This is a genomic window from Sulfitobacter sp. G21635-S1, assembly GCF_027213915.1.
Lineage (GTDB): Bacteria > Pseudomonadota > Alphaproteobacteria > Rhodobacterales > Rhodobacteraceae > Sulfitobacter.
The window spans coordinates 96,975-117,100 of the sequence record NZ_JAPWGV010000005.1 but is presented as its reverse complement, the minus strand read 5'-3'; the positions used below and the strand labels follow the sequence as shown (position 1 = coordinate 117,100).

22 protein-coding genes are annotated in these 20,126 nt (G+C 62.7%); 8 read left to right on the top strand and 14 right to left on the bottom strand.

Annotated elements, in window-relative coordinates:
- Window positions 1-34: 34 nt before the first annotated feature.
- Window positions 35-1,150, top strand: a complete 1,116-nt coding sequence (locus O4H53_RS07415; RefSeq protein WP_269362583.1) for a polysaccharide biosynthesis/export family protein — start codon at window positions 35-37, stop codon at window positions 1,148-1,150.
- Window positions 1,151-1,160: 10 nt separating this feature from the next.
- Here O4H53_RS07415 and O4H53_RS07410 read toward each other — a convergent pair whose 3' ends face one another.
- From O4H53_RS07410 to O4H53_RS07400, 3 genes are all read right to left on the bottom strand, one after another.
- Window positions 1,161-2,156 (bottom strand): GlxA family transcriptional regulator, encoded by a 996-nt coding sequence (locus O4H53_RS07410; RefSeq protein ID WP_269362581.1) that lies wholly within the window; start codon window positions 2,154-2,156, stop codon window positions 1,161-1,163.
- Between the two features lie 70 nt (window positions 2,157-2,226).
- The gene (locus O4H53_RS07405; protein ID WP_114273869.1) at window positions 2,227-3,096 is read right to left on the bottom strand and encodes a DMT family transporter; all 870 of its coding nucleotides are present in this window, start codon (window positions 3,094-3,096) and stop codon (window positions 2,227-2,229) included.
- A gap of 101 nt (window positions 3,097-3,197) precedes the next feature.
- The gene (locus O4H53_RS07400) at window positions 3,198-3,635 is read right to left on the bottom strand and encodes a MarR family winged helix-turn-helix transcriptional regulator (protein ID WP_269362580.1); all 438 of its coding nucleotides are present in this window, start codon (window positions 3,633-3,635) and stop codon (window positions 3,198-3,200) included.
- A gap of 102 nt (window positions 3,636-3,737) precedes the next feature.
- Between O4H53_RS07400 and O4H53_RS07395 the strand changes: the two genes are divergently transcribed.
- On the top strand, window positions 3,738-4,106 hold the full coding sequence (locus O4H53_RS07395; protein WP_269362578.1) for an antibiotic biosynthesis monooxygenase family protein: 369 nt from the start codon (window positions 3,738-3,740) through the stop codon (window positions 4,104-4,106).
- A 55-nt stretch (window positions 4,107-4,161) separates the two neighbouring features.
- On the opposite strand, the gene O4H53_RS07390 is transcribed toward O4H53_RS07395, so the two are convergent.
- The 3 genes from O4H53_RS07390 to ade form a co-directional block, all read right to left on the bottom strand.
- Window positions 4,162-4,452 (bottom strand): HU family DNA-binding protein, encoded by a 291-nt coding sequence (locus tag O4H53_RS07390; protein ID WP_067297928.1) that lies wholly within the window; start codon window positions 4,450-4,452, stop codon window positions 4,162-4,164.
- A 129-nt stretch (window positions 4,453-4,581) separates the two neighbouring features.
- Window positions 4,582-6,042, bottom strand: coding sequence for an AMP nucleosidase (locus O4H53_RS07385; RefSeq protein ID WP_269362577.1), 1,461 nt, complete (start codon window positions 6,040-6,042; stop codon window positions 4,582-4,584).
- A gap of 66 nt (window positions 6,043-6,108) precedes the next feature.
- A complete protein-coding gene (gene ade / locus O4H53_RS07380) occupies window positions 6,109-7,905 on the bottom strand; it encodes an adenine deaminase (RefSeq protein ID WP_269362576.1) in 1,797 nt (598 codons plus the stop codon).
- 87 nt (window positions 7,906-7,992) lie between these two features.
- Here ade and arsC point away from each other — a divergent pair, with 87 nt between their 5' ends.
- The 4 genes from arsC (at window position 7,993) to O4H53_RS07360 (ending at window position 11,081) form a co-directional block, all read left to right on the top strand.
- Entirely contained in the window at window positions 7,993-8,412 is a 420-nt protein-coding gene (gene arsC / locus O4H53_RS07375; RefSeq protein ID WP_269362573.1) for an arsenate reductase (glutaredoxin), read from the top strand.
- A gap of 29 nt (window positions 8,413-8,441) precedes the next feature.
- Window positions 8,442-8,864 (top strand): VOC family protein, encoded by a 423-nt coding sequence (locus tag O4H53_RS07370; protein WP_269362571.1) that lies wholly within the window; start codon window positions 8,442-8,444, stop codon window positions 8,862-8,864.
- Window positions 8,865-8,973: 109 nt separating this feature from the next.
- A complete protein-coding gene (locus O4H53_RS07365; protein WP_269362569.1) occupies window positions 8,974-9,729 on the top strand; it encodes a class II aldolase and adducin N-terminal domain-containing protein in 756 nt (251 codons plus the stop codon).
- Between the two features lie 95 nt (window positions 9,730-9,824).
- Window positions 9,825-11,081 (top strand): glycosyltransferase family 4 protein, encoded by a 1,257-nt coding sequence (locus O4H53_RS07360; RefSeq protein WP_269362568.1) that lies wholly within the window; start codon window positions 9,825-9,827, stop codon window positions 11,079-11,081.
- A 1-nt stretch (window position 11,082) separates the two neighbouring features.
- Here the strand turns inward: O4H53_RS07360 and O4H53_RS07355 are convergent, their stop codons facing one another.
- The gene (locus tag O4H53_RS07355; protein WP_269362566.1) at window positions 11,083-11,709 is read right to left on the bottom strand and encodes a class I SAM-dependent DNA methyltransferase; all 627 of its coding nucleotides are present in this window, start codon (window positions 11,707-11,709) and stop codon (window positions 11,083-11,085) included.
- Between the two features lie 21 nt (window positions 11,710-11,730).
- Window positions 11,731-12,249 carry a glutathione peroxidase gene (locus O4H53_RS07350; protein ID WP_443069520.1) on the bottom strand — a complete coding sequence of 173 codons (519 nt, stop codon included), beginning with the start codon at window positions 12,247-12,249 and terminating at the stop codon, window positions 11,731-11,733.
- 133 nt (window positions 12,250-12,382) lie between these two features.
- Between O4H53_RS07350 and msrB the strand changes: the two genes are divergently transcribed.
- Together msrB and msrA are read left to right on the top strand one after the other, a co-directional pair.
- Window positions 12,383-12,826, top strand: coding sequence for a peptide-methionine (R)-S-oxide reductase MsrB (gene msrB / locus O4H53_RS07345; protein ID WP_269362562.1), 444 nt, complete (start codon window positions 12,383-12,385; stop codon window positions 12,824-12,826).
- A complete protein-coding gene (gene msrA / locus O4H53_RS07340; protein ID WP_269362561.1) occupies window positions 12,823-13,332 on the top strand; it encodes a peptide-methionine (S)-S-oxide reductase MsrA in 510 nt (169 codons plus the stop codon). Before msrB ends, msrA begins: the two co-directional genes overlap by 4 nt.
- 83 nt (window positions 13,333-13,415) lie before the next feature.
- Here msrA and O4H53_RS07335 read toward each other — a convergent pair whose 3' ends face one another.
- The 6 genes from O4H53_RS07335 to O4H53_RS07310 form a co-directional block, all read right to left on the bottom strand.
- On the bottom strand, window positions 13,416-14,678 hold the full coding sequence (locus tag O4H53_RS07335; protein WP_269362559.1) for a SulP family inorganic anion transporter: 1,263 nt from the start codon (window positions 14,676-14,678) through the stop codon (window positions 13,416-13,418).
- A gap of 87 nt (window positions 14,679-14,765) precedes the next feature.
- On the bottom strand, window positions 14,766-16,772 hold the full coding sequence (locus O4H53_RS07330; protein WP_269362556.1) for a hydantoinase/oxoprolinase family protein: 2,007 nt from the start codon (window positions 16,770-16,772) through the stop codon (window positions 14,766-14,768).
- An 81-nt stretch (window positions 16,773-16,853) separates the two neighbouring features.
- Window positions 16,854-17,882, bottom strand: a complete 1,029-nt coding sequence (gene queG, locus O4H53_RS07325) for a tRNA epoxyqueuosine(34) reductase QueG (protein WP_269362555.1) — start codon at window positions 17,880-17,882, stop codon at window positions 16,854-16,856.
- Window positions 17,883-17,944: 62 nt separating this feature from the next.
- Window positions 17,945-18,610 (bottom strand): FtsZ-binding protein FzlA, encoded by a 666-nt coding sequence (gene fzlA, locus O4H53_RS07320; protein WP_114273884.1) that lies wholly within the window; start codon window positions 18,608-18,610, stop codon window positions 17,945-17,947.
- Between the two features lie 58 nt (window positions 18,611-18,668).
- Window positions 18,669-19,400: a monofunctional biosynthetic peptidoglycan transglycosylase gene (gene mtgA / locus O4H53_RS07315; protein ID WP_269362554.1), complete on the bottom strand. Its 732-nt coding sequence runs from the start codon at window positions 19,398-19,400 to the stop codon at window positions 18,669-18,671.
- 19 nt (window positions 19,401-19,419) lie between these two features.
- Window positions 19,420-20,121 (bottom strand): SGNH/GDSL hydrolase family protein, encoded by a 702-nt coding sequence (locus O4H53_RS07310; protein ID WP_269362553.1) that lies wholly within the window; start codon window positions 20,119-20,121, stop codon window positions 19,420-19,422.
- Window positions 20,122-20,126: the final 5 nt, after the last annotated feature.

Here is a 20,126-nt window from a genome sequence, read left to right as displayed (position 1 = left end):
GATCACAAGAAGTGAGCAGAGTAGAATAATGCGCATGACTGTAAAACGGTGTTTTGGCGTCTTCCTCGCAGTGGCACTTTCCGCCTGCTCCCAACTTCCGCGCGGCGCTGCCGTACAGAACGAAATCACCCGCAATGCGGATTCGCCAACTTCTGACATCGCGGTCTATCCGGTGACCCGCGCCTTTCTGCCCAGCGTGCAGCACTGGCCCAGCGTTGGTGAAAAGAGACATGCCTGGATCGGAAACAGCCGCGGCTCTAACGCGCAGATCATCCGCCCCGGAGATGAGCTTGCCATCCTGGTCTGGGACAGCGGCGACAATTCCCTGCTGACCTCGAACGAACAACGGGTTGCAACACTGCCGAACATCCGCGTGTCCGAGAGCGGCTCCGTCTTCGTGCCTTACATCGGCAAGGTGCAGGTATCGGGACGGACCCCCGACAGCGCCCGGCAGCTGATCCAGCGACAGCTTGAGGCGATTGTCCCCTCGGCGCAGGTGCAGCTTTCGATGGCCGAAGGTCGCGGCAACTCCATCGACCTTGTCGGGGGCGTGAGCAAGCCGGGCAATATCCTGTTGCCGGACCAGAATTTCACCGTTCTGGCCGCAATTTCGGCCGGGGGCGGTGTCAGCGCGGCGCTGGATAACCCTCAGGTGAAGCTGGTACGCGGCAGCAATATCTATGCGACATCGGTCAGCACGCTTTACGAAAACCCCCATCTCGACACCCGTCTGCAAGGCGGTGACAAGGTGATCGTCGAGGCTGACAGGCGTTACTTCCTGTCGCTGGGTGCCGCCGGGCGCGAGGCGCAGCACGACTTCAACCGCGACCAGGTGTCCGCGCTGGATGCCCTGGCCATCATCGGCGGCGTCAACGATGCCCGCGCCGACCCGCGCGGCATTCTTGTCTTGCGGGAGTATCCCGCTTCGGCCGTCAGTGCCGGCGTGCGGGGGCCGCGCAAGCAGCGGGTGGTCTTCACCATCGACCTGACCTCCTCTGACGGTCTTTTCTCGGCGCGGAACTTCATGATCCAGTCCGGCGATCTGGTTCTGGCAACCGAATCGAACCTGACCGATACACGTACCGTTCTTGGGCTGGTCGGATCGGTCTTTGGTGTGGTGAACACGGCCAGCAACCTTTCTTCGAACTGATCAGACCGGCTCAGGTCTGACCGGAGGGCTGCCAGAACGCCTTGCCGTCCACCGACTGCGCGCCGGGCGGGATGCCAAATGTGGCCCGGTAGCTTTTGGAGAAATGCGAAAGCGACCGGAAACCGCAGGCCACGCAGACTTCCGTCACGCTCAGCCCCGTTTGCCGCAAGAGATGGCGTGCCTTCTCCAGCCGCAGCTGCAGGTAATAGCGCTTGGGCGACGTGTTCAGATACCGCGCGAACAGCCGCTCCAGCTGGCGGCTCGACAGTTTGACCAGTTCGGCGATCTCGTCCGGGCGTAGCGGCTCTTCGAGATTTGCCTGCATCAACTGCAAGGCCAGCAGCAACTTTGGATTTCGCACATCTGCACGGGGTTGCAGCGACCTGCGCTGCGCGTGGTTTTCCGGGCGCGGCAGGGAATATACCATTTGGTCAGCCACCCATGCGGCCAGGTCCTCTCCATAGTCTGCCTGGACCCGGTGCAGCATCATGTCCATCGACGCCGCCCCGCCTGCCGAGGTAAAGATCCGGCCATCCACGGAATAGAGCGTGTCCTGCATGATGACATCGGGCAGCATCTCCGTCAGGGCGGTCTTGTACTCCCAATGGGTCGTCACACGCTTGCCGCCAATCAGCCCCGCCAGCGCCAGCGTATAGGTGCCGGAGGACAGGGCCCCGAAATCCATACCCTTGCGCGTTTGGCGCCGCAGCCAGTCCAGCACGGCCCGCGAACTGCCCGCCCCTGCATTTTCGCCCGCGCAAACGATCAGCGTCTCACGCCGGTCCAGTTCGACCAGCCCCGCATCCACATTCACCTGCACCCCGTTATAGGCCGCGACGGGCTGCCCCTTTTCGGACAACAGACGCCATGAATAGAACCGCCTGCCCGAAGGGTGATGATTGGCAAGTGACAGGCAATCCAAGGCACAGGCAAAGCCAAGCGTTGAAAAGCCGGGTATCAACAAGAACGCATAGGAACGCGGCAATGGATCAGGTTCAACCGACATGGCCTCATCTTGGGCCCGGCCCTGAGCGCGGCGCGATAATATCTGCGACAGCAGATGCCGCTTACGACACTTATTGCTTTTTTTGGCGCGAAATCTGCACCGCCAGAATGCCCAGCGCCACGATCAGGACACCCAGGATGTCACTGGCGCCCAGCGGCTCGGACAGCAGCAGCGCCGCAATGGCGACCCCGAAGAACGGGTTGAGGAAATGAAACGTCGCCGCCCGTGTTGCCCCCAGTCGATTGACCAGCCAGAACCAGATCATCGTCGCGGCCAACCCCGGTACGAAACAGGTATAGACGAAGGCAAAGAACAGCGGCCAGCTGGGGTCCAGACGCGGCGTCTCGAACAGCAGCGCCGCCAGCGCCAGCGCAACACAGCCCGCCAGCATCTGCAGGCCCACGATCATCAGGAAATTCCCGCCCGAGGTCGCGCCGCGCACCAGCAGCGTTGCTGCCGTCAGCGCCATCACACCCAGGCCGCAAAGCAGGACGCCGGTCAGGTCCACGCCGCCGCTCAGCCGGGCGCTCATGATGATGAACACGCCGACCACCCCGGCCAGCAGCCCCGCCACCCCCAGCGGCCGCAACCGTTCGCCCAGAAAGGCCCAGGCGGCAAAGCCGACCAACAGGGGCATGGTTGAGGCAATGATCGCGGCCAGAGACGCTTCGACGGTCTGCATGGCGACAAAGTTCAGGCCAAGGTAGGTCGCGTTCTGCAAGACACCGAAAACAATCGTCGCCCGCCATTGCGCCGGGGTCAGCCGCCAGCTTTGGCCCAGCGCAAGCGCGATCCCCACGCCAATCAGGCCGGAAATCAGATAGCGCACCGAAAGCGCCCAGAGCGGCGATGCATATTCGACGATGATCCGGGCAGAGGAAAAGGCCGAGGACCACATCACGACAAAGACCAGACCCGCCAGAATTGCGCGAATATCCATGTTCTGCCTTTACGTAACTGCCTCGGATCACTTCAGGGAAGGGCAACCGTGTGCCTGCGCCTGTGCATCCTGTAACAATCAGGCAAGGCAATGGCCAGAAATCAATCGGACCCTTTGCGCAAGGTCTGGATCATGCGCGCTGCAAGGGAAAGAAAATGCGGCACCTCCTTGTCATCCAGATCTGCCAGCGCGCGGTCGTTTACCCCGGCCGCCAGGGCGAGTGCGCGCTCTTCCAACGCCTTTGCATGGGGTGTCAGGTAGATCAGTCGCGAGCGGGAATCATCGGGGTTCGGCTTGCGCCGGATCAACCCGTCCCGCTCCATCCGTTTGAGTGTCAGCGCCAGCGTCGCCTGTTCCACGTCCACCTCCCGGACCAGTTCAGCCTGTGTCCGCCCGTCCCGTTCCCAGAGGGCGAGAAGGGTGGGAAACTGCCCCGGCGACAGGCCCAGAGGGCTGATCGCTTCGGCCAGCGCCTGCTCCATGAGGCGGGCAAGATGATTGACCAGATAACCGGCCGATTGGTCCTTGAAGTGCGACATGAGGAGACCCTAACCGGAATTTCTACAGCATGCTATACAAAATCCTTGACCAGACCATCAGGCCAATATACATAGCATGCTATTCAAATCAGGAGAAATCACATGTTCCGATTGATTCCACCCGCCCTCACCACAGCCATACTGATCGCAGGAGGTGCCGCCATGGCGCAGCAGACCGTTACACTCATCAACGTCTTTGAAGTGCCCGAAGAGCGCTATGAAGAAACCGTCGCCATGTGGGAAGCCGCCCGTGATGTGATGAAGGCCCAGCCGGGCTATGTCGCCACCAGCCTGCACACCGCCCTCGATGAAGGCGCGACATTCCGACTGGTCAATATCGCCGAATGGGAAAGCCCGGCGCATTTCCAGGCAGCGGCCAAGGCACTGAAGGAAGCTGAGACGCCCAAGGTCGAGGGGCTGAAGTTTCACCCGATGCTCTATCGCATGCTGCGACAGGACCCTGAAAACTGAAAGAGCCGCCCGAAGGCGGCCCAGTCAATTGTTCAAGTCAGCGTAAGGTGACGGCTTAGCCGTTCACGCTGTCCTTAAGCGCTTTCGCGATGGTCATCTTGACCACCTTGTCCGCGTCTTTCTTGAATTGTTCGCCGGTGGCGGGGTTGCGCACCATACGCTCGGGGCGTTCGCGGCAATAGATCTTGCCGACGCCGGGCAGGGTCACTGCGCCGCCTGCGGACACTTCCTTGGTGATCAGGTCGCAGACTGCTTCCAGTGCGGCGCCTGCCGATTTCTTGTCAGAACCCATCTGTTCCGCCAGCGCGGCGACGAGCTGAGTCTTTGTCATTGGTTTGGTTGCCATGTTCTTATCTCCTTAGACTGCCCGAATTTGGGGCCTCGTGTGCAGAATGTAACGGTATGTTGTGGGGCAACACAACGCGTTGTAGGTCGAAAATCCTTATTTTCTTCGCTTTTTCGCGGTTTTTCGCCGTCAAAGGAAGGCCGTTTCGTCAAATGACCGCAATTTCCGGCTGTGAATCCGCTCCAGGGGGGTGCTTCGCAGCGTTTCCATGGCCCGGATTCCGATCATCAGATGCCGTGAAACCTGTGTCTTGTAGAAGTCTGACGCCATACCGGGCAGTTTCAATTCGCCATGCAGCGGCTTGTCCGAAACGCACAAAAGCGTGCCATAGGGCACCCTGAACCGGAAACCGTTCGCGGCAATGGTCGCGCTTTCCATGTCCAGCGCGATGGATCGCGACTGGCTGAGCCGCTGCACCGGGCCGGACTGGTCGCGCAGCTCCCAATTGCGGTTGTCGATGGTGGCAACGGTGCCGGTCCGCATGATCCGCTTCAGCTCATAGCCTTCAAGCTGGGTCACTTCGGCCACGGCCTTTTCCAGCGCGATCTGGATTTCCGCCAGCGCCGGGATCGGCACCCAGATCGGCAGGTCATCGTCCAGAACATGGTCTTCGCGCAGATAGGCATGGGCCAGCACGAAATCGCCCAGCGCCTGGGTGTTGCGCAGCCCGGCGCAATGGCCGACCATCAGCCAGGCATGGGGCCGCAACACCGCGATGTGATCGGTTGCCGTCTTGGCGTTGGACGGGCCGACACCGATGTTGACCAGCGTGATCCCCGACCCGTCCGCCCGCTTGAGGTGATAGGTGGGCATCTGCGGCGTCTTGATCGTATCCGGAATGGCTGTGTCGCCATCCGTGATCTCCACGTTTCCGGTGCTGACAAAGGAGGTATAGCCGCTGTCCGGGTCGTTCAGCTGCGCGCGGGCAAAGGCTTCGAACTCGGTCACGTAGAACTGGTAGTTGGTGAACATGACATGGCATTGGAAATGTTCGGGGGCCGTGGCGGTGTAATGCGCCAGACGCGCCAGCGAATAATCCACGCGCTGCGCGGTAAAGGGTGCCAGCGGGCGCACCCCGTCGGTTTCGACGAAGGTGCCGTTCACGATATCATCGTTTGTCGTGCTCAGGTCCGGCACGTCAAAGACATCGCGCAGGATGAAATTGCCCGCCCCTTCCTGCGGCAGGTTGATGGCAGTTTCCGAGGTGACAGCGAAATGGATCGGGATCGGCGTGTCCGAGGTGCCGATGACAACCGGCTGGCCGTGGTTCTCGATCAGCAGGCCGATCTGCTGGATCAGGTAGTGCCGGAACAGGTCCGGCCGCGTGATCGTTGCCGAAAATGTGCCCGGCGAGGACACATGGCCAAACGAAAGCCGGCTGTCCACATGCGCATAGCTTGAGGTGGTGAACCGCACCTCGGGGTAATAGGCGCGAATGCGGGTGCCATCCTCCGCTGCCTGTGTCACGGTTTCAAAGCTGTCGCGCAGAAAGGCCGTTGCCTGATTATAAAGTGCTGTCAGCCTGTCCACGGCTGCGGTGGCATCGGTAAAGGCCTCGGCCTTCGGGGTATCTGGTGTTTTCAGTTTCATATCGGTTCCTTCTTTTGTTTTTGGGGCGGTCCTGCCCTCGTTTCCCGGCGTGATACCTGCGCGATGTTACGACACGATCACATCGGTAAATTCAAATCTGCGCACGTCCACCAGCCCCAGGTCAGAGATCCTCAACTCGGGGATCACCACCAGCGCCAGCAGGGAATGCTGCATATAGGCATTGTTCAGTTTGCAGCCGCAGTCTCGCATGGCCTGCATCATCGCCTGGGTCTTTGCCGCAACCTCCGCTGCCGGGCTGTCCGACATCAGGCCCGCGATGGGCAGTTCCACCAGCGCCAGCTCCTGCCCGTCGCGAAAGATCACGATGCCGCCGCCGACGCCGCGCAGCCGGTTCGCCGCCAGCGCCATCTGGTCGGCATCGGTGCCCACCACGATCATGTGGTGGCTGTCGTGGGCCACGGTCGAGGCCATCGCCATCCGCCCCTCATAGCCAAAGCCCGAGACAAAGGCATTGACCACGCCGCCCGTCGCCCGGTGCCGTTCGACCAGCGCAATCTGGCAGACTTCGCCGGTGGCCTGAACCCGGCCTTCCGTCACCGGCAGCTCGAACTGCAGCGCCTTGGTGGGGGCCTGGTTTTCGACCACGCCGATCACATTGGCGGTGACACCATTGGCCCCCTCCGGTGCGGGAATGGCGAAATCATCGCCCACCAGGTCGCGCGCCATTTTCACCGTCTGCCGGGCCACTTGCGGCCAGTCATAATGCGGGCATTCGGTCAGGCATACGCCGTCCTGCGCCACGATCTGCCCCCGCGCAATCATCAGTTCGATGGGCAGGGTCTTCAGATCCGACGTCAGGATCACATCGGCCCGCCGCCCCGGCGTGATCGACCCGATCTCACGCTCCAGCCCGAAATGCGTTGCCGTGTTGATCGTTGCCATCTGCAGCGCCACCAGCGGGTCGCAACCGCACTCAATGGCATGGCGCACCACCCGGTTCATATGCCCGTCATTGACCAGCGTACCGGAGTGGCAATCGTCGGTGCACAGGATCATGTTGCGCGAATCCAGCCCCTTTTCCGTGATCGCGGTGATCTGGCTTTCCACATCATACCAGGCGCTGCCCAGCCGGATCATCGAGCGCATGCCCTGCCGCATCCGCGCCACCGCATCTGCCTCGCAGGTGCCTTCGTGATCGTCCGCAGGCCCGCCCGCCACATAGGCCGCAAAGGCCGGGCCAAGATCGGGCGAGGCATAATGCCCGCCCACCGTCTTGCCCGCCTTCTGGGTTGCCGCGATCTCGGCCAGCATCTGGGGGTCGGCATTGGACACCCCGGGAAAGTTCATCATCTCGCCCAGCCCGATGATGCCGGGCCAGGCCATTGCCTCGGCCACATCCTCGGCGCTGATCTCGAAACCCGTGGTTTCCATTCCCGGCGCAGAGGGCGCGCAGGAGGGCATCTGGGTGAAGATGTTGACCGGCTGCATCAGCGCCTCGTCATGCATCATGCGCACGCCGGCCAGTCCCAGCACATTGGCGATCTCATGCGGGTCGGTGAACATCGAGGTGGTGCCATGCGGGATCACGGCGCGGGCAAATTCCGCCGGGGTCAGCATCCCGGATTCGATATGCATATGTCCGTCGCAAAGACCGGGGATCATGTAGCGGCCTTCGGCCTCGATGATCCGCGTGTGCGCGCCCCGGCAATGCCCTGCATCCGGTCCGACAAAGGCGATCCGCCCCGCCACGATGGCAATGTCATGGTCGGCCAGGGTTTCGCGGGTATGGACATTGACCCAGACACCCCCCCGGATGATCGTGTCGGCAGGGGCGCGACCGGCGGCTACATCGACCAGTTGCGCGGCGCTATCGGGCCATGATGGAAAAATATCTTGCGTCATGGCGTAATGGATCAAGAATCGCGACCGCGTGCAAGGGGCGACGCCGGGTTTCTTGAAACTGTCATATTACCCGCCTATGCAGGCCGAATGGACATCGTGATCTTTCATAACCCCGACTGCGGCACATCGCGCAACGTGCTGCAGATCATCCGCGACGCGGGCTATCAGCCCGAAGTCATCCCCTATCTCGATACCGGCTGGACCCGTGGCCAGCTTCTGGCGCTTTTTGCGGCGGCGGGGCTGACGCCGCGCACCGCCCTGCGCACCAGCAAAAGCCCGGCGGCGGAGCTTGGGCTGCTTGACCCCGACGTCAGCGACGACACCCTGCTGGAGGCGATGCTGACCCATCCCGTGCTGGTCAACCGCCCGATCGTCGCCTGCCCGCAGGGCGTCCGGCTGTGCCGCCCCTCCGAAACCGTACTCGACCTGCTGCCGACCTGGCCCGAGGGCCCCTACCACAAGGAAGACGGGGACTTGTTGATAGACGCCCAAGGCAACCGCGCCTAGACTGTTCGGGCAACAACCGGCAGGGCACCATGAACTACGACGACATTACCCCGGAAGATTTCGGTGCTTCCCTGCGCGGACTTGGGCTGAACCTGCTGGTGCGCGATGTGGCGCGGCAGGTCTCCTTCCTGGAACAGGTTTTCGGCATGAAGGCTTTTCAGCCCACCGCTGACTTTGCGATCATGACCTACGGCAATCAGGTGTTCCAATTGCACAGCGATGGCACCTATCACAGCAATCCGCTGCTGCGCCTGTTGCCCGAAAGCCCCCCGCGCGGCGGCGGCATCGAGATCAGGCTCTATGACAGCGACCCCGAAGCCAGCTGCGGCAAGGCAGAGACAGCGGGCGGCACCGTCCTGCAGGCCCCCACCGACAAACCCCACGGCCTGCGCGAAGCCTATATTCTGTGCGAAAACGGCTATGCCTGGGTGCCCAGCCGACCGCTGACCTGACCAGAACGCCGCCTTTTTCCGAGGCGCGGATCACAAACGACATGACCTGCCGGGGCGGGCCTTGGAAAATCTGTGTCATCGTCTAGTGTCAGCCCGAAGGAGCCGCATCATGACCGTTACCCAAATGAAACCGAACATGGAGTACTGGCAGGAACGCGTGGACCTCGCCGCCGCTTTTCGCTGGACTGCAAGGCTGAACATGCACGAGGGGGTTGCGAACCATTTCTCTCTCGCCGTGGATGATGCCGGCACGCAATTCCTGATGAATCCCAATCAGGTGCATTTTTCGCGGGTCAAGGCCAGTGACCTTTTGCTGATTGACGCCAATGATCCTGAAACCCTGTCGGGGCCGAACGCACCGGACCCCACGGCCTGGGGCCTGCACGGCGGCGTCCATCGCGCCTGCGCCCACGCGCGTTGCGTGATGCATGTCCATTCCATCCACGCCACGGTTCTGGCCTGCCTGCAGGACAGCCGCCTGCCCCCCATCGACCAGAATTGTTGCACCTTCTACAACCGTATCGTGATCGACGAGGATTACGGCGGCCTTGCCTTTGAAGACGAAGGCGACCGCTGCGCCGCCCTTCTGTCAGATCCGAAACACAAGGTCATGGTCATGGGTTCGCACGGGGTCATGGTGATCGGCGACACGGTGGCCGAGACGTTCAACCGCCTCTACTATTTCGAGCGTGCGGCAGAGACCTATATCAAGGCCCTGCAAACCGGCATGCCGCTGCGCCGCATCCCGGATGACATCGCGGAAAAGACCGCGCAGGAACTAGAAAACTATCCCGAACAGGATGCGCGGCACCTGACCGAACTCAAGGCGATCCTTGACTCGGAAGGGTCCGATTACGCGCGGTAACATCTGCCCTGTCAGCCACAGCGATGCCGCACGCGTTGCCATTGCCGCCCGGCTTTGGTTATCTGCCTGAAATCACGCGCTGACAGGGCCCGCACATGAACATCCTTTTCGTCCACCAGAACATGCCCGGCCAGTACCGTGAACTTGTGCAATGGCTGGCGGCGACCGGCGAGCACCGCATCTACTTCCTGACGCAGCGCAAGAACGCGCCAGACCTGCCGGGGGTCGAGACCCGCAAGTACCAGACCCACCGCACCCCGGCGAAAGACGCCTATGGCCTGTCCCGTGTCTGGGAGGAAGCCACCGGCGCGGGCTTTGGCGCAGCGGTGGCCGCCCGCCGGATCGAACTGCAGGAAGGCTTCAGGCCCGACATCGTGGTCGGTCACGTTGGCTGGGGCGAACTGACCTTCTTCAAACAGATCTGGGCGGATGTGCCGATCATCGGCTTTTTTGAATACTACTATAACCTCACAGGCGGTTCCGTCGGCTTTGACCCCGATGAACCCATATCGGATCACGCCCCCTTCATGATGCATGCGCGCAATGCCGTGCCGCTGGCCAATATCGAAACCGTCGACCTGGGCCATTGCCCCACCTACTGGCAGCGCGACCGTTTCCCGCGCAGCTTTCATGACCGGATGTATGTCTGCCACGACGGGATCCGCACCGACAAACTGCGGCCCGACCCCGATGTCAGCCTCGGCCTGGGGCGGCTGTCCCGCGAACTCACCCGCAAGGACGAGGTGGTGACCTATGTGTCCCGCAACCTCGAACGCACCAGGGGATTTCACATCTTCATGCGCTCCCTGCCGCGCATCCTGCGCGAACGCCCGGAGGCCCGCATCCTGATCGTCGGCGGCAATGACGTCTCCTACGGCGGCAAAAGCCAGCACCCAGGCGGGCTGCGCGCCGAGATGGAAGCAGAAGTGGGCAAGAACCTCGACTGGGACCGCGTCCATTTCCTGGGCAATATCCCCTACCCCCTGTACCAGAAAATGATCCAGCTCAGCCGGTGCCACATCTACCTGACCATGCCTTTTGTGCTGTCCTGGTCGCTGCTGGAATCCATGTCGATGGGGGCCACCATCGTGGCATCGGATGTGGCCCCGGTCCGCGAGGCGATCACCCACAACGAAACCGGCCTGCTGGTCGATTTCTTCGATCCCGACGCGGTGGCGGCACAGGTGGTCAAGGTGCTGGCCAACCCGCAGGATTATGCCCATATCGGCAAGGCAGCGCGGGACCACGTGGTGAAGGAATATGATTTCCTCACCAAATGCCTGCCGGAACACATCGCGCAGATCAATGCGCTGGTGCCTTTGGACAAACAGATCAGAATGCCGGGGAGCTGAGTTAACGCTTCCGGAAAATGGCGATACTTGCCTGGTCGTCGCGGTGCTCCTTGGCCGCCTTGCCCCCGTAGATATTGACCAGCCGGTGCTCCACCTCCGCGATGGCCGGCGCCAATTGCTCGAATTTCGCTGCAAAACCGCGTGCCTCGAAATGTTCGGCGTTGATGGTCAGCACAAAAGCCGCACCGGGACGGGCGATCCTGATGACCTCGTCCAGCGCATCCGGCCCCACATGCCCATGGGTAAAGGTGCCTGAGCTGATCACCGCATCATAGGTCGCATCAGGAATGTCCAGCGGCCCGGTCAGATCCGCCTCGATCGTCCGGCGGTAATGGCCCTTGGAGGCGGCCGTGGCCAGCATCTGCGGCGAGATATCCAGCGCATCAATTGCCATCGTTCCGCGCATCAGCATGTGATCCGCGATCAGCCCGGTGCCAGCACCAAGGTCCAGCACCGGCCCCGCCCCCTGATAGGTCTCGGCCAGGATCAGCGCCACCATACGCGGCAACTGATAATCCATCTCCCTGGCAAATCCGCTGTCATAGCTGTCGGCCCAATCGGCATAGAGCTTGCGGTTGTCGTCAGGTGTCTGCAGCGCATAGGCCTTTTCAAGGTCGGGATCGGTCATGAACACTCCTTTTCCACGACCCTACCGCGACTTTAACAATGCCTCAATCGCACCGACAATCGCGGGGGATTCCGGCTTTACCGGCGCGTCCCATGTGCCAGCCACCCGGCCATCCGGCCCGATCAGAACCTTGTTGAAGTTCCAGCGCGGCTCAAACCCCGTCTCGGTCTTCACCGCCTGGTAGAACGGATGCGCCTTGCTGCCCCGAACCGGGGTGATGTCGGTCATCGGCAGGTCAAGGCCAAAGGAAACCTCGCAGAATTCCTTGACCTCCGCCGCGCTTGCCAGCTCCTGATTGAAATCATCGGAGGGCACCGCCAGAACAACCAGCCCGCGCGCCCTGTAGCGGTCGTAAAGCGCCTGCAACCCGTCATATTGCCCGGTGTAGCCGCATTGCGACGCGGTGTTCACCACCAGCACCGGCTGTCCGGTCCATTGGCTGAACCGGTGTTCACCCCCGTCGATATTCGAAAACACCACATCGCGCGGCGCCGCCTGCGCCAGCGTCGCACTCAGGATCAAAGCCAGGAACCACCGCATGATCATTCTCCGTTCAGCAATCTGCACCATCAGACACGGCGCGGGATCACATTGAGTTGCACGGAAAGGTAAAGCCTTTCATTCTTGCGCGAAAACACCATCTATTGCACTGAGAGTTTCACGGAGGGATTGCATGCCAACCTACACCAAAAACCCCGACGCCATTGCAGCACTTAGTGCGGAAGAATTCTATGTCACACAGGAAAGCGGCACGGAACGCCCCGGCACTGGCAAGCTGCTGGGCAACAAGGAGCCGGGCATCTACGTTGACATCGTGTCAGGCGAACCCCTGTTCGCCAGCGCCGACAAATACGAAAGCGGCTGCGGCTGGCCCAGCTTCACCAAACCCATCGACAATGTGACCGAACACCGCGACGTCACGCTCGGCATGGTCCGGACCGAGGTGCGGTCCAAACATGGCGACAGCCACCTTGGCCATGTGTTCCCTGACGGCCCCCGAGACCGCGGCGGCCTGCGCTATTGCATCAATTCCGCCTCGCTCCGCTTCGTCCACCGCGACGACATGGAGGCCGAGGGATACGGTGATTACCTTGACCAGGTGGAGGACGTGGCATGAGTACCGAACGCGCAGTACTGGCAGGCGGATGTTTCTGGGGCATGCAGGACCTGATCCGCAAACGGCCCGGTGTGGTTTCGACCCGGGTGGGCTACACGGGTGGCGATGTGCCTAATGCAACCTATCGCAATCACGGCACCCATGCCGAGGGGATCGAGATCATCTTCGACCCGGAGAAGACATCCTATCGCGCGCTGCTGGAGTTCTTCTTTCAGATTCACGATCCCACCACGCTGAACCGGCAGGGCAACGACCGCGGGATGAGCTATCGCTCGGCGATCTACTACGTCAACGAGGCCCAGAAAGAGACCGCGCTGGAGACGATTGCCGACGTCGAGGCCTCTGGCATCTGGCCCGGCAAGGTCGTGACCGAGGTCGAACCCGTCAGCGATTTCTGGGAGGCCGAGCCGGAGCATCAGGATTACCTGGAGCGCATCCCGAACGGCTATACCTGCCACTTCCCCCGCGCCGATTGGGTCCTGCCCAAACGCGCCGCAGCGGAATAGACCGCGATCACAAGTCAAATCCGACAGACCCGGGAACCATCCCGGGCCTGCTGGCCGTGCCGCCAGGATATTACCGTTTTGATCTAGCGATCCGGCTCGGACCAGTCTGACGCGGCGCTGTTGCTGCGTTGCAGTCTGAAGGCCAGCCCCAGCGCAACGCCGACCCCGATGGCAACCGTCAGATCAGCGAGCACCGTCAGCACCAGGGTCAGGAACAGCAGGAAAACATCGGATTTCCGGGCCGACAGATAGCCCCGCCACTTCTGGGGCTCGCTCATGTTCCAGGCGGTCAGGATCAACAGCCCGGCAAGCGCGGGCATCGCCATGTATCCGACCAGCCGCGATGCCAGCAGCATGACAACCAGAATCGTCACCGCATGGATCAGACCGGCCACCGGTGTCTTGCCGCCCGCCCTAATGTTCGTGGCCGTCCGCGCGATTGCCCCGGTTGCGGGCAACCCGCCAAAGAAGGAGGATCCGATGTTTGCGGCCCCCTGGGCCAGCAGCTCTGCATTGGGGCGGTGATGCCCGGAAATCATCCTGTCGGCCACCATGGCGGACAGCAGCGATTCCACACCGGCCAGAAACGCGATGATGACAGCCGAGGGCAGCAGCTCGATCACCCTGTCAAATCCCACGACAGGCAGTGTCGGCCAAGCCGGGGCACTCGGCAACTCCCCGAACTGCGACCGAATGGTCTCCACCGGCAGGTCGAGGATCGCCACACATGCGGACGTGCAGGCAACCGCGACGATCAACCCCGGTAGTTTTGGCGCCGCCCGGCGGAAAAGCACGATCAGCACCATCGTGACACACCCGATCATCGCCGAAGCGGCAGAGAAACTTGAACCAGCTTCCCAAAGGACCTCCAGCTTCGCAAGAAACGCCGCAGGAACCCCCGCCACATCCAGCCCGAAAAGATCCTTGAGCTGACTGGTCGCGATGATGATGGCAATGCCGATGGTGAACCCGTTGATCACAGGCTCCGGAATATGCCGGATCAGGACCCCGGCCCGGAAATATCCGGCCACCAGCAGGATCAAACCGGCCATGAAGGTGGCCATGACCAACCCGTCATAGCCATGTTCCGCGATCACCCCGAACACGACGACGATGAACGCCCCAGTCGGGCCACCGATCTGAACCCGGCTCCCGCCCAGCAGCGAGATCAGGAAGCCGGCGACAATGGCGGTCACCAGCCCTTTCGCCGGATCAGCGCCGGAGGCAATCGCGATGGCAAGGCTCAGGGGCAGCGCCACCATCGCAACGGTCACGCCCGCAATCGCATCCTGAATCAGAAGCGATCCCGTATAACCCCGCATTGTCGTCAGTATCTTCGGTTTCATGAGCAGAGGTTAGGACTCCGACAATCTGTTGTCATTCAAAAGCAGAGCGCCAGATTGCCGCGCCCGCAGGGCATGCACGCCCGGGGGTCAGCCCTCCGCCACCCTTGGCCGCCCAGAGGCCTCCACCGTCACCACCGCTTCGATGAACACTTCGCGCGCCTCGACACCTGCGGTGCGAATGTCGCGGTTCACGGAAATCTGGATGTCAGCGGCACCCGCAGCCTGCGCATCCGCCATCGCATGGCCGCGCAGGACCTCTTCCAGACGGTCCAGTGCCGCATGCTGATCGCCAAAGTCCTGCGGCCCCTCCACCAGATGCACCCGGTACTTCCCCTCGCTGGGTGCCGTCACGGTGCCGCTCTGACGCATCGTCACGCGCCCCACCACCGCCCCGATGGCATTGGCGACACCGGCATGCTCCGGCAGGATCATCTCGCAACCCAGCCGCGCACCCACCGCCGGATAATAACTCGCGGCAGAGGCCCCCAATCCGATCACCGGCACATCCAGCCCGGTCTGCAACCGCACCAGCCCGCGATGCCCCGCCATGCCGCGTTGCATCAGCACATGTTGCGCCAGCACCTCCGGCGCGATCCCGAAAGCCGTATCTTCCTCGGCAAACGCGGTTTCGAGAAGCGCCAGACAGGTCTGATGGGTCAGCCGGTCCACGATCATCTGCGCCACATCCTCGGCGCTGTTGGACAGCACATCGCCCGCCCCGGTCCGCCTGCGCCCGAACAATTGCAACGCCTTGCGCGCGGCGGTGGTGTCCCACTCCAGCACCCGGCCCAGCACGTGGCTGGCATCAGAGGGCGTGACCCCCGCAATCTGCACCAGCCCCCGCTCCACCAGCCGCTTCAGCGCGCCCTGCTCGATCCGCGCACGCAACACGTCGCCAAGGGGATGCACCCCGGCCCCGATCCGCTCCAGCAAGGCCGCCTCGCGCGGACCCAGCCCCTCTGTGGTCTGGCCGGGCACCGCCAGCACAAACCGCGCGTCATGTTCGCCCGGCGTCACCGCCCGCAACTGCGCATCCAGCGCATCATGAACCACTTCCGGCGCATCGACCGCCACCAGTGACACCGGCAACAACCGGCGCGGCCCCAGCGTGACGCCGCCGCGCAGCCCCTCGCTGATGAAATGCACCTCGCTGTCGCCGCCCAGACCGGTGGTGCGCATCGCCACCGCCTCGACCATCGTGCGGTAGGGGCCGACCCGCGCCCCCGCCGGATCAATCGCCGGCCTGCCGCCGCGCAACAGCGCCACATCCGTCGTTGTCCCCCCGATGTCGCTGACCAGTGCCAGTTCAGCCCCGGTCAGCCAGCGCGCCCCCACGATAGAGGCGGCAGGCCCGCTCAGGATCGTCTCGATCGGGCGCTCGCGGGCCTGGGCGCTGGAAATCAGCGCACCATCGCCCCGCACGACCATCATGGGCGACGTGATCCCCAGCGACTTCAGCTCATCCTCGGCGCGTCCGATCAGCCGGTCGATCATCCCGATCAGCCGCGCATTCAACACAGCCGTCATCGCGCGCTTGGGGCCGTTCAGCTTTGCCGACAACTGATGCGAGGCCGAAACCGGCCGCCCGGTCACCTGCGCCACCAGTTCCGCCGCCCGCAGTTCATGTGCCGGGTTCCGGGTGGCAAACTGACCGGCCACGGCAAAGCCGCTGACATCCTGTCGGTGACGCTCCAGAAAGGCGATCAGCCCGGCCTCGTCCAGCGCCTGCACTTCCGCGCCAGCGTGATCATGACCACCCGCCAGCACGATTGCCGGATCCCCCTTCAAAGCGTCGGACAGCCCATGCGCCTCAAGATCCCGCTCTCGGAAACCGATATAGATCAGCGCAACGCGCCCGCCCTGCCCCTCTACCAGCGCATTGGTGGCAAGCGTGGTCGACAGCGATGCCAGCGAAATCTCCGACGGCGCGATGTCGGCCGAGGCAAGCACCGCACGGACGGCACCGCCAATCCCTTCGGCCAGGTCATGCCGGGTGGTGAGTGACTTGGCCGAGGCGACCACCAGCTCATCATCGCGGATCAGCACCGCATCCGTATAAGTTCCACCCGTGTCCACGCCCAACAGCAACGCCATGCCAGTCTCCACTCTGTTCCGCTAACGGTGTACCTGACCCCGCGCCGTGGTCCATACCCCAGGGCTCAGGCCGCGTTAATCCTACGCAGACTCCAGACGCGCAACCGCCCAGCGCGCAGCATCGGCCACCGTGGCATCCGCGTCCTCGCACAATGCCTGCGCAGCCTGCCGCAATTCGGGCAGGCCAGAGTTCCCGATGGCGTAAAGCACGTTGCGCACAAACCGGTCCCGGCCGATCCGCTTGATCGCCGAACCTGAAAAACGCGCGCGAAAGGCCGCGTCGTCAAGTGCCGCCAACGCCACAAGATCCGCCGCGCGCGCCTCTGGCCCGTGATACCGCAGATCGCTGGCGGCGACGGCGAACTTGTTCCAGGGACAAACCGCAAGGCAATCGTCGCAGCCATAGATGCGGTTGCCCATCAGGCCGCGCAATTCGAGGTCCACCGGGCCCTTGTGCTCGATCGTCAGATAGGAAATGCAGCGTCGCGCATCCAAACGGTAAGGGGCAGGAAAGGCACCTGTCGGACAGATATCCAGACAGGCCCGGCAAGACCCGCAATGGTCAGCCTCCGGCGCATCCACCGGCAGGTCCAGTGTGGTGAATACCGACCCCAGAAAGGCCCAGTTCCCCCAGTCCCGGCTCAACAGGTTGGTATGTTTGCCCTGCCAGCCCAGCCCGGCGGCCTGCGCCAGGGCCTTTTCCGGCACCGGGGCAGTATCGACAAAGACTTTCACCTCGCAAGGCTCCTGCGCGATCAGCCAGCGCGCCAGCCGTTTGAGCCGTTTCTTGACAATATCATGATAATCGCGCCCCTGGGCATAGACCGAAATCGCCGCCTTTTCCGGGTGTTCCAGCACCGCCAGCGGGTCCTGCTCCGGCGCATAGCTTTCTGCCAGCATGATCACCGACCGCGCCTCCGGCCAAAGCGCCGCAGGGTTGCCGCGCCAGTGCATCCGCTCAGCCATCCAGCCCATCTGCCCGTGATATCCCGCCTCGACAAAGGCCTGCAGCCGCCCCGGTACCTCAGGCACGGCATCGGGCCTGCAGATCCGCGCGGAGACGAACCCCTCGCGCAGCGCCTCTGCCACCAGCTTCGCCTTCAGGTCCATTCTTTTTGGCCTCAAATATCCGCGGGGGGGTCCGGGGGGCAAAAAGCCCCCCGGGGCGCGGCTTAAAAATCCAGGTCGTTGTAATGTTTCGGAGGCGGGAAACCGGGCACCTGATCCGCCAGCAAGGCGCGGAACGCAGGCCGCGACTTGATCTTGGCATACCAGTCCTTGACCACATCACTGCGGTTCCAGTCCACGTCCGAAATATAATCCAAAGACGACAGATGCGCCGCCGCGGCGAAATCCGCCAGGGTCATCACATCGCCTGCCAGCCAGCGGCGATGGTCCAGCAGCCAGGCCATGTAGTCCAGATGGTACTTGATCGCCTTGGCACCCGCCTTGACGTTGGTGCTGTCCGGGTAACCCTGTTTCATCACCTTCTTGTTGACCCGCTCATAAAGCAGTTTGGAGGTCACTTCGCGGTGAAACTTGTCATCGAACCAGCTCACCAGCCGCCGCACTTCAAGCCGCTGCACCGGGTCGACGGGCATCAGCGGCGGCTCGGGGCGGGTTTCCTCGATATATTCGCAGATCGCAGCACTCTCGGCCATCATGATCCCGTCCAGCCGCAGCACCGGCACCTTGCCTGCCGGATTGCGCCGCATGAAATCAGGGTCCTGTTCCCAATAGCGTTCCTCGACCAGTTCCACCTCGATCTTCTTTTCGGCGAGGCTCAGGCGGACCTTGCGGCAAAAAGGCGATAGCGGGACGTGAAACAGACGGGCCATACTCAGCTTTCGGATAATAAAGGAGTGGAGCCATCCATGCCCCTAATCCCGGTGGTTTTCAACTCTCGAAACAGGCCGCACGTCCGTCATTGCGGATCGTTGCCGCCCCGTCGCGCACCTGCCGGGCGCGTTTGAGAACATAATCACTGGGCTTTGCCGCGGACCTCTTCTTGGGCGCGGGCAGGATCGCCGCCAGCCGTGCGGCCTGGGTTGCAGACAGATCGGAGGCCGGGACACCAAAATAATGCTGCGCCGCAGCCTCGACCCCGAAGACACCCTCGTCGAATTCGGCAATGTTCAGATAAACCTCGACAATCCGCCGCTTGGACCAGACTGCCTCCATCACCGGGGTGATCAGCGCCTCCATGGCTTTGCGCAGCCAGGTGCGGCCATGCCACAGATAGACGTTCTTGACCGTCTGCTGGCTGATCGTCGATGCGCCCCGGTTCGACCCCGCCGCGATCGCCTTACGGATCGCGATCATGTCGAACCCCCAGTGCTGACAGAAATTCGCATCCTCCGCCGCCACGGCAGACCGCGCCATCACGGGTGCCATCCTGTCCAGGGACACCCAGGTCTGCTTGACCCCGCCCAGCCGACGGCTTTCAGAGAACATATAGGCTGTCGTCGGCGGATTGATCACCGCGCCCAGCACCACCAGGAATACCACCAGCAGAAACACCGCCGATATCGCCCGCAGCACCAGCCGCGTCACCCGCTTTTTGAACGAGCGCCGGGCGGGCGGCTTTGACGTGGTCTTTTTCAGTGTGGTTTTCGATGCGCGGGCCATCCCCCAGCTATAGGGGGGCTCAGGGGTTTTGTGAACGCCCCGCTTGTGCAATCTGCCGCGCCAGGTAGGCCCCGATCAGCGCCGAGGCCCGGGCCGATGGATGGGTGTTGTCCGCGGCGTAGTTCCCCGGTTCGGTCGGGTCGATCACATCCTCGGAATCCACGAACAGGACATGGGGGCTGGCATTGGCAAACCGCGCAAGGCGTGTTTCCATCCGCACCAGATCGTCGCGACAGCCGTTGAACGACCCTTTGCCGTTGCCCGCGTAATAGCCCATCCACAGGATCCGCGCGCCACTTTCTGCCCGAAGCCTGCTGACAAAAGCCGGAATCGCACCGGACATCCCGTCTGCCCCGATCAGCCTGTCCACAACCCCGGCGCAAGCGCCGCAACCACAGTCGGACCCCAGATCATTCGCACCGCCGTTGATCACGATCCAGTTCCACCGCCCGCCGGGAAACTGCCGCCTGATGTCAAAGCCCACCGCCCCGGCCAGACCGGAGTCATTGTCGAACTGTGCCCCCGGCACCGCCTTGCTGACCACATTGCGGCCCAGTGCCGCCTGCATCGCATCGGGAATCGCGGCATCGCTGCCGCCGTTCCAGGCCATGACGGAATCGCCCAGAACCAGAATGTCCCCGCCGCCGCGCCGGGTCGCGTCGGTGCAGGCCGTCAGCAATGCAACAGCCAGAAGGAAAAGGGAAAGCAATCTGATCATCATGCAAG